General features: G+C 60.6%; 13 protein-coding genes and 3 pseudogenes. 7 read left to right on the top strand and 9 right to left on the bottom strand.

Annotated elements, in window-relative coordinates; translation table 11 throughout:
• Positions 1-124: 124 nt before the first annotated feature.
• From KPB06_RS03025 to KPB06_RS03010, 4 genes and pseudogenes are all read right to left on the bottom strand, one after another.
• Positions 125-613 (bottom strand): annotated as a pseudogene (locus KPB06_RS03025) (IS110 family transposase); the annotation flags it as partial.
• Between the two features lie 783 nt (positions 614-1,396).
• Positions 1,397-1,708, bottom strand: a pseudogene (locus KPB06_RS03020) (integrase core domain-containing protein); the annotation flags it as partial.
• Between the two features lie 4 nt (positions 1,709-1,712).
• Complete coding sequence (locus tag KPB06_RS03015) at positions 1,713-3,110, bottom strand: IS30 family transposase (protein ID WP_172843443.1); 1,398 nt, start codon at positions 3,108-3,110, stop codon at positions 1,713-1,715.
• A 48-nt stretch (positions 3,111-3,158) separates the two neighbouring features.
• Positions 3,159-3,287 (bottom strand): annotated as a pseudogene (locus tag KPB06_RS03010) (IS3 family transposase); the annotation flags it as partial.
• On the opposite strand from KPB06_RS03010, the gene KPB06_RS03005 reads away from it, so the two are divergent.
• Entirely contained in the window at positions 3,253-4,248 is a 996-nt protein-coding gene (locus tag KPB06_RS03005) for a hypothetical protein (protein WP_275920357.1), read from the top strand. The pseudogene KPB06_RS03010 and the gene KPB06_RS03005 sit on opposite strands and share 35 nt — an antisense overlap.
• Positions 4,249-4,493: 245 nt before the next feature.
• Here the strand turns inward: KPB06_RS03005 and KPB06_RS03000 are convergent, their stop codons facing one another.
• From KPB06_RS03000 to KPB06_RS02980, 5 genes are all read right to left on the bottom strand, one after another.
• Positions 4,494-5,780, bottom strand: a complete 1,287-nt coding sequence (locus KPB06_RS03000) for an MFS transporter (RefSeq protein ID WP_275920356.1) — start codon at positions 5,778-5,780, stop codon at positions 4,494-4,496.
• Between the two features lie 156 nt (positions 5,781-5,936).
• Complete coding sequence (locus KPB06_RS02995; RefSeq protein WP_275920355.1) at positions 5,937-7,082, bottom strand: mandelate racemase/muconate lactonizing enzyme family protein; 1,146 nt, start codon at positions 7,080-7,082, stop codon at positions 5,937-5,939.
• Between the two features lie 351 nt (positions 7,083-7,433).
• On the bottom strand, positions 7,434-8,306 hold the full coding sequence (locus tag KPB06_RS02990) for a fumarylacetoacetate hydrolase family protein (RefSeq protein WP_275920354.1): 873 nt from the start codon (positions 8,304-8,306) through the stop codon (positions 7,434-7,436).
• Positions 8,307-8,450: 144 nt separating this feature from the next.
• A complete protein-coding gene (locus KPB06_RS02985) occupies positions 8,451-9,221 on the bottom strand; it encodes an SDR family NAD(P)-dependent oxidoreductase (protein WP_275920353.1) in 771 nt (256 codons plus the stop codon).
• 145 nt (positions 9,222-9,366) lie between these two features.
• Positions 9,367-9,921: an OsmC family protein gene (locus KPB06_RS02980; RefSeq protein ID WP_275920352.1), complete on the bottom strand. Its 555-nt coding sequence runs from the start codon at positions 9,919-9,921 to the stop codon at positions 9,367-9,369.
• A 247-nt stretch (positions 9,922-10,168) separates the two neighbouring features.
• On the opposite strand from KPB06_RS02980, the gene KPB06_RS02975 reads away from it, so the two are divergent.
• The 6 genes from KPB06_RS02975 to KPB06_RS02950 all read left to right on the top strand — a co-directional run bounded on the left by KPB06_RS02975 (position 10,169) and on the right by KPB06_RS02950 (position 15,080).
• The gene (locus KPB06_RS02975) at positions 10,169-10,732 is read left to right on the top strand and encodes a TetR/AcrR family transcriptional regulator (protein WP_275920351.1); all 564 of its coding nucleotides are present in this window, start codon (positions 10,169-10,171) and stop codon (positions 10,730-10,732) included.
• Positions 10,733-10,857: 125 nt separating this feature from the next.
• The gene (locus KPB06_RS02970; RefSeq protein ID WP_275920350.1) at positions 10,858-11,199 is read left to right on the top strand and encodes a carboxymuconolactone decarboxylase family protein; all 342 of its coding nucleotides are present in this window, start codon (positions 10,858-10,860) and stop codon (positions 11,197-11,199) included.
• 69 nt (positions 11,200-11,268) lie between these two features.
• Positions 11,269-11,949, top strand: a complete 681-nt coding sequence (locus KPB06_RS02965) for a DsbA family oxidoreductase (protein WP_275920349.1) — start codon at positions 11,269-11,271, stop codon at positions 11,947-11,949.
• A gap of 154 nt (positions 11,950-12,103) precedes the next feature.
• The gene (locus KPB06_RS02960; protein WP_275920348.1) at positions 12,104-13,213 is read left to right on the top strand and encodes an alkene reductase; all 1,110 of its coding nucleotides are present in this window, start codon (positions 12,104-12,106) and stop codon (positions 13,211-13,213) included.
• A 138-nt stretch (positions 13,214-13,351) separates the two neighbouring features.
• Positions 13,352-14,803, top strand: a complete 1,452-nt coding sequence (locus KPB06_RS02955) for a MalY/PatB family protein (RefSeq protein WP_420831920.1) — start codon at positions 13,352-13,354, stop codon at positions 14,801-14,803.
• Positions 14,804-14,861: 58 nt separating this feature from the next.
• Positions 14,862-15,080, top strand: coding sequence for a tautomerase family protein (locus tag KPB06_RS02950; RefSeq protein WP_006480105.1), 219 nt, complete (start codon positions 14,862-14,864; stop codon positions 15,078-15,080).
• Positions 15,081-15,380: the final 300 nt, after the last annotated feature.

Genomic DNA, 15,380 nt, shown 5'->3' with positions numbered 1-15,380 from the left:
CCTCCTCGGTTTAAGCGCTTAAATTTCAGCCTCGATGAGAGGCCAGATCGAGCGTAGCGCAGCCGCCGATGCCGATGCAAAGAACGCGTGCGTTGCCTACTATCTGGCGACCGGCATGTCCGCTACGCAATGCCGCAAGCTGCTGGGCTAAACGGGGCATGACGATGGTGGCGGCTTGCGTGCCGGGCACGGTCACGCCTTGTTCGCTCAGTGCCTGAACGATTTCGGCCGCTAAGCCTTTGCCCATGCGCGGAGCGAGCTTGGTCAGGCGATTGGCGAGCGTCTTCTCGCTGGTGCCGGCAAGCGCGGCGGGCGACGGATAGCGCTCAAGCAGATTGAGTACCGCTGGACGGTCAAGGCGCGGTCCGAGAACACGCTCGAGCGCCGGATGGATCTGGGTAGGCAGCCCGCGAATGCGGTTGCTGGTTTGCGTGACCTGAGCAGCGAGGTCGTCATCGAAGCCGCAGAGCATGGTCAGTTCGGCGAGTTGCTCGTCGGCCAGTCGAAGCGAGCTCAGCGTATGCGGCATCGAGCGAGCGGCTTCGGCGATGATCGCGGCGTCGCGAGCATCGGTCTTGGCTTCGCCGGCGTGCAAATCAGCGATGCGGCGCACCCACCAGGCCCGGTGACAACACCCCCCGGATCATGACTGCGACTGGGGGCGAGAATCATGCCGGGCCTGGCTGGCCATAGCCCCGATTATCGGGGCGCGAAGATAGTAACGGGGCGGCCCTCGATGTGACCTTATTTAAAGAAAAAATCGCTGACATCCCGTGAAATTTGCAAAATCTTTCCCATCGCTATGTTCCATACTTCCGGGCATATTGATTGCGTCTGTGGAGAGGATGCGATGCCTACCGTATGCATGCAAGCCATCGTATGCAGGAAGAACGTCCAAGTGGTGCTGTCGACTGGGAAGGCGAGCGCCAAAGTGTTCATTGTCGATAGCGACGGGAGTTCGCGTCTCCCGAGAACAATGAGCGTTCAAGAGTACATCGACTCTGGCATGTCGAGCGAAGAAGTCGTTCGGCATATCCTCGATATCGTTACCGAGTCCATCGAACAAATGGATCAGGTGCAAGGACATTGATCGAGGGGATCGGTATCTGCGGACGGCCGACGCAGAGCGGTCGGACCTGAACCCGCGAAGAGTACGCGTTTTCTTCCATACTCGGCGCACGCCGCTCGTCGCTGACATCGACAAAGTCCTATCGCCAAGGGTGCTTCATTTCGTGGGCTTCCATCGCTGCGAGTCGTTCTTCGCTGGCCGACACACATTCTATGGCTTCGTTGACCGAAGCTATGCATATTCGCAGGCCAGTTTCGTTTCTTCGACAGTAGGCTCTGGCTCTTCGTCGTCGGTGAACCGCACCGGGAATCGTGGAGGCTGGTTGGTTTAAGTTAATGCTGACACGTCAGCGGCATTTCTGAGTTGCCTGTAGTAGTTTGCCTCAGCTTCAGCAGGCGGGATATAGCCGAGCGGTTCCATCAGCCGATGATGGTTGTACCAGGCGACCCATTCCAGCGTAGCCAGTTCGACGGATTCCCTCGTTTTCCAAGGGGCGCGCCGATGAATCAGTTCCGTCTTGTACAGGCCGTTGATCGTTTCGGCTAGCGCGTTGTCGTAGCTGTCGCCCCGGCTGCCGACCGACGGCTCGATGCCGGCCTCAGCCAGCCGTTCGCTGTAGCGAATGCTGACGTATTGGGCGGATTCAACCGGTCGTCGCAACACTAAATTGTTGAACAGATTTCAGGTACTCGTCCAGAGCTTCGGCCGGCGTCTTCCAGCCGAGCGCTTTCCGGGGCCTGGTATTCAATGTATTTGCAACGGCTTGAATCTCTCGAGCGCTCCACCGGGATAGGTCGGTGCCCTTTGGGAAGTATTGTCGTAGAAGGCCGTTCGTGTTTTCGTTCGTGCCACGCTGCCATGGGCTGTGCGGGTCCGCGAAGAAGACCTTCACGCCGGATTCGATCGTGAAGCGAGCGTGATCGGACAGTTCCTTGCCGCGGTCCCACGTCAATGATCGCCACAACTGGGCAGGCATGTCCGTCACAGTTTTTTTGAGCGCATTGGCCATCGTGACAGCTCCGTAGCCGGCCAGCGCGGGTCCATTTTTCGTGCGCGGAATCACCCCATAGCCGCTCTCCCTAGGTAAGTGCACGAGCATGGTGAAACGGCTCGATCTCTCCACCAGTGTCCCGATAGCGGACCGGTTCAGGCCGATGAGCAGATCCCCCTCCCAATGGCCCGGCACCGCACGATCCTCTGCCTCTGCTGGGCGGCTGGAAATCATCACGTCCTCACTTACGTGTGCCCACGCCTTGGCTTGCGCCCTGGCTCTGGGAACGCGCAACGCGCGCCCGGTGCGCAGGCAGCCCACCAGTTCGCGCTTGAGCGCGCCGCGTCCTTGAATGTATAGGGCTTGGTAAATGGCTTCGTGAGAGATGCGCATGGAATCATCATCGGGGAAATCGATCTTCAGCCGGTTAGCAATCTGTTCAGGCGACCAGCCATTGACCCATTTGCGGTCACCGCGACGTGGCTTGTTTCGCCCCTTGAACGGTGCCTGCCGAGGCCCGACAATCTCGCGACCATCGGCGTCATGCACATTGCCCTCCAGGCGCTCCTGTACGTAGTGGTGCAGTTGCGCGTTGGTCGCCAGTTTCGCCGGCTTTGGTCGTTTGGCAAACCGTTCCGCCTTCCACTGCGCAACCGAAGCACGATACTCAAGGCAGCCACCACGAGTGGCAGCGTTACGCGTGAGCTCCCGCGAAACCGTTGATGGGCTGCGTCCGATACGACGGGCGATCTCGCGCACGCCAAAGCTTCGGGCCGACAGCAATGCTATCTCTTCTCGCTCACCGAACGACAAGTACCTACCGGATATCGGATTCGTCATGAAAAGTGGCATGCCGCCACGATAGCGGAACCAACGCGAACCTACCGCCGGCGATACCCCAACTGTCTCTGCTGCTCTCTCGCTCGTGATACCGGTGGCGATCTGCTTCCAAAATAGACGCTCGGTTTCATGCCGAAGCGATGGTGCGCCCGGCGAGTGCATCGCTCCTCGGCCTGTCAACTGATACACCCGCTTTGCGCTTCGCCCCATGCAACACCTCCTCGATTAAAGGTGTTGCGACGACCGGTTGAATTCGCCTTGGGCCCCTCTATCAGAGTGGTGTATCAAAGTCCCGTCCTCGCCCGGTTGGCGGGCGTACAGCGCTTGTTCAAGTGCATCCAGAACAAAGTCCGTGGTTATCGAACTGCTGACTCGCCAGCCGACGATATGCATTGACGAGGCCGTTCGCCAGAAGATCGCGCACAAGGTCGGATTACCGCCGCAGGCGGTCGAACAGATATTCAGCCAGGCCGGTCCGATCGTGATTGCAGCGCGGGCCGTGCGCGCATCGGAAGGCCGCCACGAAACCATCGCGATCTTCGGTGCGCTCATGTCCCGCAATATCAATCCGCGCATACGTGACGAGTGTGCGGATTGGGTCGACTCGGCCAGCAAATTGAAGGATCTCGAGCACGCGGGTTTCACGCTCGTGGCACACGCGACCGGCAACGACGCGACGGAACTCGGCGACTACCTTGCGGCGCAGATCGCCGTGCCGGCACAAGCGACATGCGCACTCACGTGTATTTGCGCGGCGATCATCGGCGGCCTCGTCAAACATCACCTGCTCATCGAGCTAGGCGACGTATCCGAATTGCCGGGGCTCTTTGCATCGCAGATCGCACCGATCGCAGGGCATCTGGATGAAGGGGCCATCGACGTGCTCGGGTATTTTCAGGCGGACGTCAGCGCGTTTCTCGACCAGCTGTCCCTTCGGGTCGCGGCCGTCGCCGCCGATTTCGAGCCGCCGCGAGCCCGCATCGGCGCGCAGGCAACGCCAGCGCAGCCCGAGCAGACGCAACCGCCGATACCGGCTCACAGCCGGTACGAAATCGGCAAGGTGTTCGTGAACGACATTCGCTTCACGAGTGCAATGCAACCGTCGCAGTTCGGATGGGCTGGTGCCGCAGCAAAACGTGAGAAGCCCAAATCCCGTCGCACGTGGAAGGTATTCGCGCTGACGACTGCGACGGTTCTGGTAGCGGTGATCGCATGGGCAAAAGTCTACTGCTGGCCGGAAGTGCAGTCGGCGTTCGCGCAGGCCATGCATTCGACAGCACAAGGAAAATCGGCCAGCATCGCCTCCACTGTCATCTTGCCTCCGGCTGCGACGGTCGCAACGAAGTAGTTTTTGCACGAAATCTACTCAACTGAGTAAATTCTCCGGTCCGACATGCCTCCTGAATCGGACCACTTCAGCCGGCGGGGCGCGACAACCTCGCCGGCTCTATTTAGGTTCATCGCTGAATCGCGGGAAGGCGCTCGAGCATCCGCGCATGTACGATCCACCGCTTGGGCCGATTGCGCTACGCGATCCCGTCGCATGGATCCGCGCTAGCACGTGAGCGCAACACGCGCTATCGCGCCGCAGCGTCAGACGGCCCCTCGCATCCGCGCCACACCTGCCGCGCGCACCGCGAACGTCAGGATCACCGCTCCGGCAAGCGCCGACGCGCCCGCGAGCACGAATGCGCTCGCATAGCCGCCGCCATACTCCACGAGCCAGCCGGTCAAGCTCGGCGACAGGATGCCCGCAAGGTTCGCCAGCAAGTGAACGAAGCCGCCCGCCGACCCGACGCGTTCTCGCGGCACGATTTCCTGTAGCAGCGACCAGCACGCCTGCGGCGCCATGAACGCGAACAGGCTCGCGATCGCGATCAGCGTCACGGCCGCTCCGAGCGAACTCACGCGCGACGCGAGCAGCACGCAGACGGCCGCAACCGCGAGCCCGACGACGATCACGATCTTGCGCGCCAACAGCACGTCGCCGGTGCGGCGGTAGATGCGATCCGAAACGGTGCCGCCGGCCACGAAGCCGACGGTCGCGCCAAGCCACGGCAGGATGCCGACGACGCTCATCTGCTTGATGTCCAGATGCTGGTAGTCGGTCAGGTAGCTCGGCAGCCACGACAGGAAGAAATACAGCACGTAGTTGAAGCTGAAGAACGCGAGCGCGACGCCGAGCACCGGCCGCGACAGCAGATCGCGCAGCAGCGGACGCGCGGCGCGATCGATCGCATGAACGTCGGGCGACACATCGATCATCCGGTCCGAGGCGATCTCGCGCGCCTCGTCCGGCGATACACGAGGATGGGAAGCCGGATCGTCGCGGAACAACGTCCACCACGCGGCGAGCCACACGAAACCGAGCGCGGCAATCACGATGAACGACACGCGCCAGCCGAACTGCAGCGCGACCAGTCCGACGATCGGCGCCGCGATCGCCGCGCCGAGAGGCTGCCCCGCATTGGTCCAGCCGACCGCGCGCCCCGCTTCGCGGCGCGGGAACCAGTTCGAGATTGCCTTGTTCGTCGTCGTCCCCATCGGCCCTTCCCCGATCCCGAACGCGACGCGCACGACGAGCAGGTGTGCGAACGAACCGGCCAGCGCGGTCGCGCCGCAGAACAGCGACCACACGCCGGCCGCGCACGCGAACACGCGACGCGGCCCGAAACGGTCCGCGGCCCAGCCACCGATGAAACAGAACACGCAATAGCCGATGAAGAAGCTGCTGAACAGGATGCCCATCTGCGCGTCGTCGATGCCGAGCTCGCGCTTGATGATCGGTGCGACGACGGACAGCGCCGCGCGGTCGAGATAGTTGAGCATGCCGGCGCCGAACAGCAGTGCGCCGATCCACCAACGGTAACGCGTTTTCATGTTGTCTCCTGTTGACCGGCGGCGCCTGCGTGCGCGTCAGCCTGGCTTCATGTTTTTCGGTCACGCCGCCGGTACGTCGACAGCGACTTTCCACGCGTGCGTCCGCTACGACACGCGTCCGAAATGCCGGGGGCGCCGCACGCACCCGGCTGGCACTCAACCGATCGTTGCGCGCGCAATCGCGTTGCGCGCCAGCACCGCTTCGTCCGGAATGAATCCCAGCCCCGGCACGCCAGGCAAGCGCAGCCGCGCGCCCGGCCTCTGCGCGTCGTGCAGCCGCTCGGGCCAGTCGAGATACGGAATTTCCAGCGCGACATCGGCCGGCAGGGTCGCGACGACATGCGCAGTGGCAAGCAGCCCGGCACCGTAATAGAAGCAATGCGGCACGACGCGCACGCCGTGATCCGCGGCGAGCGCGATCACCTCCGCCATGCCGGTCGGTCCTCCGATCTTCGCGACGCTCGGCTGCGCGACGTCAAGCGCGCCATGCTCGAACAGGTCGCGAAAACCCGCGACACCGGACGCGTTCTCGCCAGCCGCAACCGGCACGCCCGTGTCACGCACGCGCGCGATGCCCTGCGCGTCGTCGCATGGCCAGACTGGTTCCTCGATCCAGCCGAGCCGCAGGTCGGCCAACTCGCTCACGCGCCCGACCGCCTCGCTCGTGGTCCATGGGCAATTCACGTCGACCATGAGCTCGCCCCCTGCCGGAAACGCGGCGCGCGCTGCCACAATCGCCTCGCGCTGCGTCTCGTGCAGCTTGATGCGCCGGAACCCTTCGTCCCACGCGCGCCGCACATGACGGGCGACTTCGTCGGGATCGTTGTCGTAGCTGACGAGGCTCGCATACACGTCGATTTCGTCGCGATGGCCGTCGAGCCAGCGATATAGCGGCAAGCCGGCCGCCTGCGCGGCGAGGTCGTGCAGCGCAGTATCGATCGCGGACAACGCGTACAACACCGGCCCCGTCCGCCCGAACGCATGCAGCGCGCGATCGGACGCATCGCGCAATGCGGCGATCCCTGGCCGGGTCGGCTCGAACTCGACGCCCTTGAACCAGCGGCCGACCGGACCCTCAAGCGCGGCGAAGGTGACGGGGTTGACCAGATGGCCGAATGCCTCACCCCAGCCCGCACGCCCTGCGTCGTCGGTGAGTCGGACCAGCAGCGACTCCATGCAGCGAAGTGTACGGTCGGCGGCGTTGTAGGTATCGGCGGTGGCCGCTTGGGCACCGGTAACGGGAAGGCGGCCCGCGTCGAACGCGAGCGACAGGCGGATGACTTCAATGGCGACGATTTTCACGAACGAATTCCCGATGCGGCGGATCGGCGGCATCATGCCGAACCACTCAAATAGTCAGTCATCGTATGACTAAAATCGACTGAATGCAAGTTGACTCGCATATAGCCACACCAGAGGGGACGAGATTTCGGCGCACAATCTCATGAGACATCCTATAACTTGTCACGAAATCCTAGCCAATCCGGACAGCCGGCGGCGGCCCACACGACTGAACCGCCCCGGCCAACCGAAAAAGTTGGGTGTCACGGGCTCCCGGGCCAACTTCGCAGGGGCCTTGACCGAAAGCACTCTTGCCGCAGGCAGCGCAGGTTGGGACGAGCGTTTGGCCGCCAAGTGCGCCACACGCATCCGTCAGGCGTCACACCGAACCATCGCCGCCGGCATGACCGCGTTGCGCAACACGCCGAGCTGCTCGATCTCGACTTCGCACACGTCACCGGCCTTCATCCAGAGCTGCGGTTCGCGCGCCATCCCAATGCCGGCAGGCGTACCCGTGACGATCAAGTCACCAGCTTGAAGTGTCATCACTTCGCTCAACATCACGACGAGTGTCTCGATATCAAAGATCATGTCCGACGTCGAAGCCTCCTGCACAACCGCACCGTTCAAGCGCGTCTGAATCCGCAGCCCCTTGCAGCCGCGCGGCAGTTCATCGGCCGTGACGAACCACGGCCCGAATCCTCCGGTTCCGTCGAAGTTCTTCCCCATCGTCCACTGTGGAGTGCGGAACTGGTAATCACGCAGCGTGACGTCGTTGAAAAGCGAATAACCGGCGACGTGATCGAGTGCATGCTCGCGCGTGATGCCGCGGCCAGCCTTGCCGATCACCGCCACCAGCTCGCCCTCGTAGTCGAGTTGAGACGACTGTGTCGGCAACGCGATCGGTTCGCCGTGACCAATCAGGCTCGATGCGAACCGCGCAAACACGGTTGGGTAAGTCTGCTTCGCAAACCCGGTTTCCATCGAGTGGTCGAGGTAGTTCAAGCCAACGCATAGGATCTTGTTGGGCCGCCCGAACGGCGGCAGTACGCGTACCGCATCAAGATCGACCGGCGCTCCACGCGCGAGACGCGCGGCAACTTCGGCAAGGTCGGCGCCCTGCGCCAGCAGCGAATCCAGATCGCCCGGATAAGCGGTGTCCTCTGCGGTCAGCCCAAACCATTGCCCCCTGTGCTCGACCGCGATGCCGCGGTGCCCATTCTTTTTATAGATTGCAAATCGCATCGCACACTCCTTGCTCGACGTCCATGAAGGCGTCGGCAGCTCCTTCAATGTCCTGTTGGACCACCGCTGGAAGTGGCGGTGGTCCTTCTTTCATCTCGTTGCCGTTGCACATCAGCTGCTAGCGCGTACCCCTCCAAACGACCATCATTTGCGCACTGCCATCACCCCCGCGTCCACATTCCAGATGGCACCGGTTACCCACGAGGTCTTGTCCGAAAGCAGGAAGACAATCGTGTTTGCAACGTCTTCGGGCGTACCGACGCGTCCGAGCGGATGAAACGACTCGAGCGCTTTCATCGCACCGGCAATGTCTTCCTTCGCCATGAAGCCTTCGTAAATCGACGTCTGTACGATCGCCGGCGAGACAGCGTTCACCCGAATACCCGCATCGGCAAGTTCAATCGCGAGATTGCGCGTGAGCGCGTGCAGACCTGCTTTCGCCATGGAATACGCGGATGCAGCCGAGTCGCCCAGCGCTGCCTGCGCGCCGATCGACCCGACGTTCACGATCGCGCCTTGGCGCTTCGCAGCGAGCATGTTCCTGACCACGTCCTGCGTAATGAAGAAAGTGGCGCGATTGAGCGACAGGTACATGTCGTAATCGGATTCTTCGTGGTCGATGAAGGCTTTCGGAACAAAGATGCCCGCAGAATTCACCAACAGCGAAATATCTTTATGATTCGCGTTGATCTCCGCACGGATGGCGTTCATGCCTTCCTCGGTCATAAGGTTCGCCGCGATCACGGAGACCGGACCGAGCCCGCTCAATTCGGCGCGCACCGCTTCAGCCTTGTCTTTTCTGTTACCCGTCAAGACGACGCTACCGCCACTTTTCAGTACTTGTTTGGCCGTTGCGAGCCCGATACCGCTGGTGCCACCGACGACAAGAAGTTTTTTACCGGAAAAATCGTTCATTTTGGTTTCCTTAATTTGAATGTCTGGACCAGTTCCGTATGCGCGGCCGTGCCAAAGCGCACCATCACTCGCCTTGTCGCGTCCATGAATCAGTTCGCCCCGCGTAGAACGCGGGACGTGGCTGGCATCGCAATACGTGCGCCGGTTAGCCTTCGTGGACTTCGAGCGTCGAGACCACGCGGATCGCCTTCGAGAAATTCGCGCGGTTGACCGAAGTTTTCGTCACAACCCGGTGCAACTCCTCGACACGCTCGCGCGAAGCGTCCGTGTGCAGGCGAACGACGTAGCTCACTTCGTCGTACCCCGGGTTCACGCTCTCGTCGAGCCCGAGGAAACCGCGCAAGTCCAACTCACCATCCGTCTCGATTTCCAGACTGTGGACAGTGATGCCCATCGCGGCGGCGTTGACGACGTAGCCGACCGTCAAACAGGCATTGAGCGCGGCCATCAGCAGTTCCTGCGGGTTGGGCGCGCTATTCGTACCCAGAAGCTGCGTGGGTTCATCCGCTGCGATTTCGAAATGCCGCTGGTGGGTTACCCCGCCCAGCTCATAGTGGCTGACGGTTGCCACGGAGCGCGTCTGGTGCGCCCATTTCGTCTTGACGTTGAAGCGTGCATTCCGCTTCGTGGGGTCCGTGGCGACCTCTTGCACGAATTGCTGCAAAGCCGGTACGTCGATTCCGTTCGGGTGGGTACTCATCTGGTGGTCCTCCTGGGGGCGCTCTCGCGCAGGGAAAATTGAAACTCACCGGAAGCCTACCATCTAGTTGGTAGCTTCACAAGGATCTTTCTCACCCCGGCGGTCGCGGTGTTCCTGCGAGATTGATCACACAATTTGCCGCGGCTGCGGCTCACTGCAAAAGACCAGGTGCGCCGCCATGGTTGACAAGAAACCAACTAGTAGGTAGACTGTGCCTCATTGAGTTTGGGAGTGAGCCGGAGGATGCATGGCAGTAGGTACGCGCGACGCGCTGGTTCAAGCTGGAGAGGGCCTGATGCGCTCGATGGGTTATGCCGCGTTCAGTTATGCGGATCTGGCCGAAACCGTTGGTATCCGGAAGGCAAGCATTCACCACCACTTCCCGACGAAGGAAGGTCTGGGCGTTGCAATCGTGGAAGCCTATGTCGCGAGAGTGGTGGAAGCGTTCGAGCGAATCGACCGCGAGAATGAGGACTTCTGGGGTCGCTTGAACGGATTTTTCGATACCTTTCGCGCCAGCAGTGACGGAAGCCTGCTCCCGCTTTGCGGTGCACTTGCCGCCGAGATGGCTGCTTTACCGCCCGAACTGCAGAAGCTCACGCATCGGTTTTTCGAGCTGCAACTGCGCTGGCTGACCAAGGTCATCGACAAGGGCATCAGCGACGGCGCGATCCCCGCTGGCGTGGGAAGCTACCAGAAGGCGCATCAGGTATTGAGCGTTCTTGAGGGAGCCAGCGTTGTCGAGTGGGCGATGAAGAATGGCGAAACGCTCGACCGCGGCATTATCCGACTCATCGTCTCCGCAGCATAAAAACGAATCGCTTTCCCAAGCTATTCATCGTTGCACCAACCGTAGAGCCGTTTTCCACGTGGACATGGCTCTTTTATTTGGCCTCGAACCCTACCAACTAGTTGGTTGTTACTTGGAGAGAAACCATGGAAAACTGGACTGAAACAATCGGCGCCGTCACCCGCCGCGTGCATGAACTTGCACGGTACACCCCGGACACGCTCAAAGGCGTCGGTTTGCTCGGTGCCGCCGGCGCCAAGACAAATCACCTCGACGCAAAGACGCGAGAGCTGATTGCGCTGGCAGTCGCTATCACCACACGCTGCGACGGCTGCATCGCTTTTCACGCGGCAGAAGCCAACAAGCTCGGCGTGACGAAGGAAGAAGTCGCAGAAGCCCTCGGTGTCGCCATCAATCTCAATGCCGGTGCCGCTTTGGTCTATAGCACGCATGTGCTCGACGCACTGGACCAGCTCGGCCGCGAGTAAATGTCCTGCCCGGCGCTACCGCTGCGAGCGGAGCGCCACTAAGCAGCAATTTCCAGCTGAGGATGAAACATGAAGCGGGTCAATGTAGAAGTATGGTCGGACTTTGTCTGCCCCTGGTGCTGGATCGCAAAACGACGCCTGGAAAAAGCGATAGAAGGCATGACGCAGCACGTCGACGTTGCCGTGACACACAAGTCCTACCGTCTCGCGCGAGGGATGGTTCCGACTGGCTTTACAGACGCGCTTTATGCCAAGTTCGGAAACCCCGCGGCAGCGCAAAGAATGATGGATGCGGTGTGCTCGGCCGGCGCCCAGGAAGGTCTGAACTACCGATTCGAGACCATGCGCTTTGGTGACACGAGCGACGCGCACTTCCTCGTCAAAAGCGTCCAAAAGCCTGAAGACAAACAACGATTGATCGAAGCGATCTACCGGGCCGCGACGACCGACGGTGTGGACATCTTCGACAGAACCGCGCTCGTCGAGCTCGCGAAGAGCATCGGTATTTCCGCTGCGTCGCTCTCCTTCGACGATCGCGAGATCGTATCCGAAATCGCGCGAGATGAAGCAGAAGCGAATCGGATCGCAAACGGCGTTCCGCTGTTTGTCTTCAACAACCGAACGTACCTGTCGGGCGCACGTGAAGTCGCTGTGTTCGAAAAAGCGTTGATCGACTCCGCCGAGAACGTACCGGACGAAAGCGAAGACACCGGAGGCATGAGTTGCAGCATCGACGGATGTGCTGGCTAGGCGGCTGTGCCCGATTCATAGGGGAGCCAATTTTCGGGATTTGTTCAATATCCGCGTGAAGCAGCGATCCACCGCGATTCGATAACCGTCCAGTTCATTTCGCATTCAGCGCCACACTTAACCAGCGCCCTGGCGCACCTTCATTTTGAGCAACATGATGAGCAAATTGTTTACGCCCTACGATCTTTCCGGGACGCAGCTCGCCAACCGCGTCGTGATGGCACCGATGACGCGCACGCGTACGCCCGATAACATTCCCAACGACCTCACCGCGCTCTACTACGCGCAGCGTGCTTCCGCCGGCTTGATCATCACCGAAGGTCTTCCGGTCTCCGAAGAGGGTCGCGGCTATCTGTATACGCCGGGCCTGTACACCGACGAGCAGACGGAAGGATGGCGAAAAGTCACCGATGCCGTGCACAAAAAGGGCGGCAAAATCTTTGCCCAGCTCTGGCACGTTGGCCGGCTGTCCCACGTTTCCATCCAGCCTGGCAATGCGGCTCCGGTGTCGTCGGGCGAAGTGCCGGCGACGACGACCATGGTCTACGCATGGGTCGAACCCGGCAAGGAAGGCCCGGTCCTCCCGAGCGTGCCGCGCGCGCTGACCACGGAAGAAGTGCAGCGTGTCACTCAGGACTTCGTTGCATCCGCGCGCCGGGCGATGGACGCAGGCTTCGATGGCGTGGAAGTGATGGCGGCCAATGCCTTCTTGTTCGACCAGTTCCTGAGCAGCAAGCTAAACACCCGCACCGACCAGTATGGCGGTTCCATCGTTAATCGTCAGCGCTTTCTGCTTGAGACGATCGACGCCCTGGCGGACGCCATTGGCGGTGAAAAGGTAGGCGTGCGCGTCTCGCCGTTCGGGCGTATCTACGATATGGAGGCCTTCGAAGGCGAAGCGGATGCATGGGCGAGCATGGCCTCTGCCTTGAACGAAAGAAAGCTGGCGTTCGTGCACCTGAACTATCAGACGACTATCTCCGCTGCCGGTACGCCGGATGGCTTTGGTGCGGCTTTCCGCAAGGCTTACCAGGGCACGCTGATCGGCGCCGGCGGCTTCACACAGGAACTGGCCGAAGCCGAACTCGCGAAGGGAGAGCTTGACCTGATCGCATTTGGCACGGCCTTCATTTCCAACCCCGATCTGGTGGAGCGGATGAAGAACGGCTGGCCGCTCACGGAGCCCGATCGGGCGACCTTCTATGGCGTCATTGGTGCCAAGGGCTACACCGATTATCCGACGTTCGAGCAGGAAACCGCGTAATCGGACTGAAATGCCGACGCACCAGTTCGGTCCCCGACATGAAAGTGAGATGAGGTACGGCGGCTCGGACTGCTTGCATGGGAAGTCTTCGAATCAACTTTTTCAGGTCATTCGAAGTACTTCCCGTCGGCATTAAAAATGCGTCCAAAGATCTGGCGAAACCACGCCGGCCGCCCATGGTCCGGACCGGTCGACGCGTCGCCTCACGTTGCATGCCACATTCAGACCGCCCCATCGACGTCAATGCAGGCCATCGAAGCTGTTGCGCGTCATGGGGCCGAAAGGTCAAGCGGATATGCCGTCGTACGTCGGTGCGATAGACAAGTAGCTGCATCGCGCGAGGCTCGTCGAATGCTTGATCTCGTACATGGAGAATTCAGTATGGGCTATAACTTTGATCGCTCGATCTCCCGCCGCGACACAAATGCGATCGCGGAGGAAGGCTTCGCGAATTATCTGTTCGGAGCGGATGCACCTGCACTTGCGCTAGAGATGCCGAGAGAAGAGCTGATTTCGATGTGGGTGGCCGACATGCAATTCGCGGCGCCCGATGCCGCCATCGATGCCATTACCGAGCGCCTCAAACATCCCATCTTCGGCTACACAGCCGACCTGGACGAGCAGCTCTATCAGGCTTTCCACTCGTGGTGCGCGCAACGATACGGTTGGCATTTCGCTCGCGAGGAAATGCAGGTCTCACTCGGCGTCATACCCGCACTCTTCGCGCTCGTCGAGTACGTGTGCCGACCCGGCGACAAGGTGCTTGGTCTGACGCCGGCCTACGGATACTTCAAACACGCAGCGATGCAGCGCGGCCGCGAGTTCGTGACGTCGCGCATGCTCGCATCCGACGATGGCGAATACACGATCGACTTCGACGACTTCGAAGCGAAAGTGAGTGACCCGGCAGTGAAGCTCTTTTTCCTGTGCCACCCGCATAATCCGACCGGCCGAATCTGGACAAACGATGAGCTGCGTCGCATGGGTGAACTCTGTATCGCAAACGGTGTGAAGATTGTCTCCGACGAGATCCATTGCGACTTGCTGAGAACCGGCAATGCACATACGCCGTTAGCGAAGCTTTTCCCGGGTAGCTCCGACATCATCACGTGCATGGCGGTTAGCAAGACGTTCAATCTCGCGGGAATGATGATCGCAACCGTCATCATCCCGGATCCGGAACTGCGCTCGGAATGGAAGCGTCGCCACTACCCATTCGTGAATCCGCTCAGTCTCGCGGCCGCCATCGGCGCGTATCGCAACGGCGCTCCGTGGCTGGATGCGTTGCGGCTGTATCTCGACGAGAACTTCGCCTTGACTCAACGCTTTCTGGGTGATCACTTGCCAGAAGCGAAATTCCACGTTCCGGAAGCGACCTATCTGGCGTGGATCGACCTGCGGACCTATTTCGACGATTCAGTCAACCTCACGCGATTCTTTCTTGAAAAGGCGGGTGTCATTCTCGAGGGCGGTGAAATGTTCGTCGAGAACGGCGACCGAAGAGTGCGACTCAATCTTGCGTGCCCTCGGGCGCAGCTCCAACTGTCTCTGGAACGAATCCGCGATGCAATTTTGAGCCAATACCATTGAATCAAGCAGACGCAAGGCAAGACAGCGCCATCAACTCAAACAAATCCAGGGAACACTTATGCCGCTCATCAATGTAAAAGTCATCGAAGGCGTTTTCTCCGCAGCCGACAAGGAAAAAATCATTTCTACCCTGACCGACGCGATGGTGTCGATCGAGGGCGAAAACATGCGGCCCGTTACCTGGGTCATTGTTGAAGAAGTCAAGAGCGGTGACTGGGGAATTGCCGGCAACGCACTGACAACCGAAAAAGTTAAGGCACTGGCCGCTGGCCAGTAACTCGCTGGCCCCACCGGGCTCCAGCGGCAGTGAAGCGACCATCGCTTACGCCGTTGGAGCCTTTCATTGCTTCCACGGCATGCGACCTATAACGCGGATCGATCGAGTCAGCCAGGTCACAGGATAGGCAATTCGTCCGCAGGGCTAGCCTATACGATACCCGGCACTGCCGCAGGCACCCGAACCCCAGTTCGATGTATTGGATTGACGCAATGGCGCCCCCGCTACCGGAGTCGTCTAAGTATTACTGGCCGAAGAATGCTGGTAAGCACTCGATCAGCACCGTAGCGTAGGTCGACG

Source organism: Burkholderia semiarida (genome assembly GCF_029268935.1).
Lineage (GTDB): Bacteria > Pseudomonadota > Gammaproteobacteria > Burkholderiales > Burkholderiaceae > Burkholderia > Burkholderia semiarida.
Note: the sequence above shows the minus strand (reverse complement) of the source record. Positions and strands in the feature narration are given on the sequence as shown.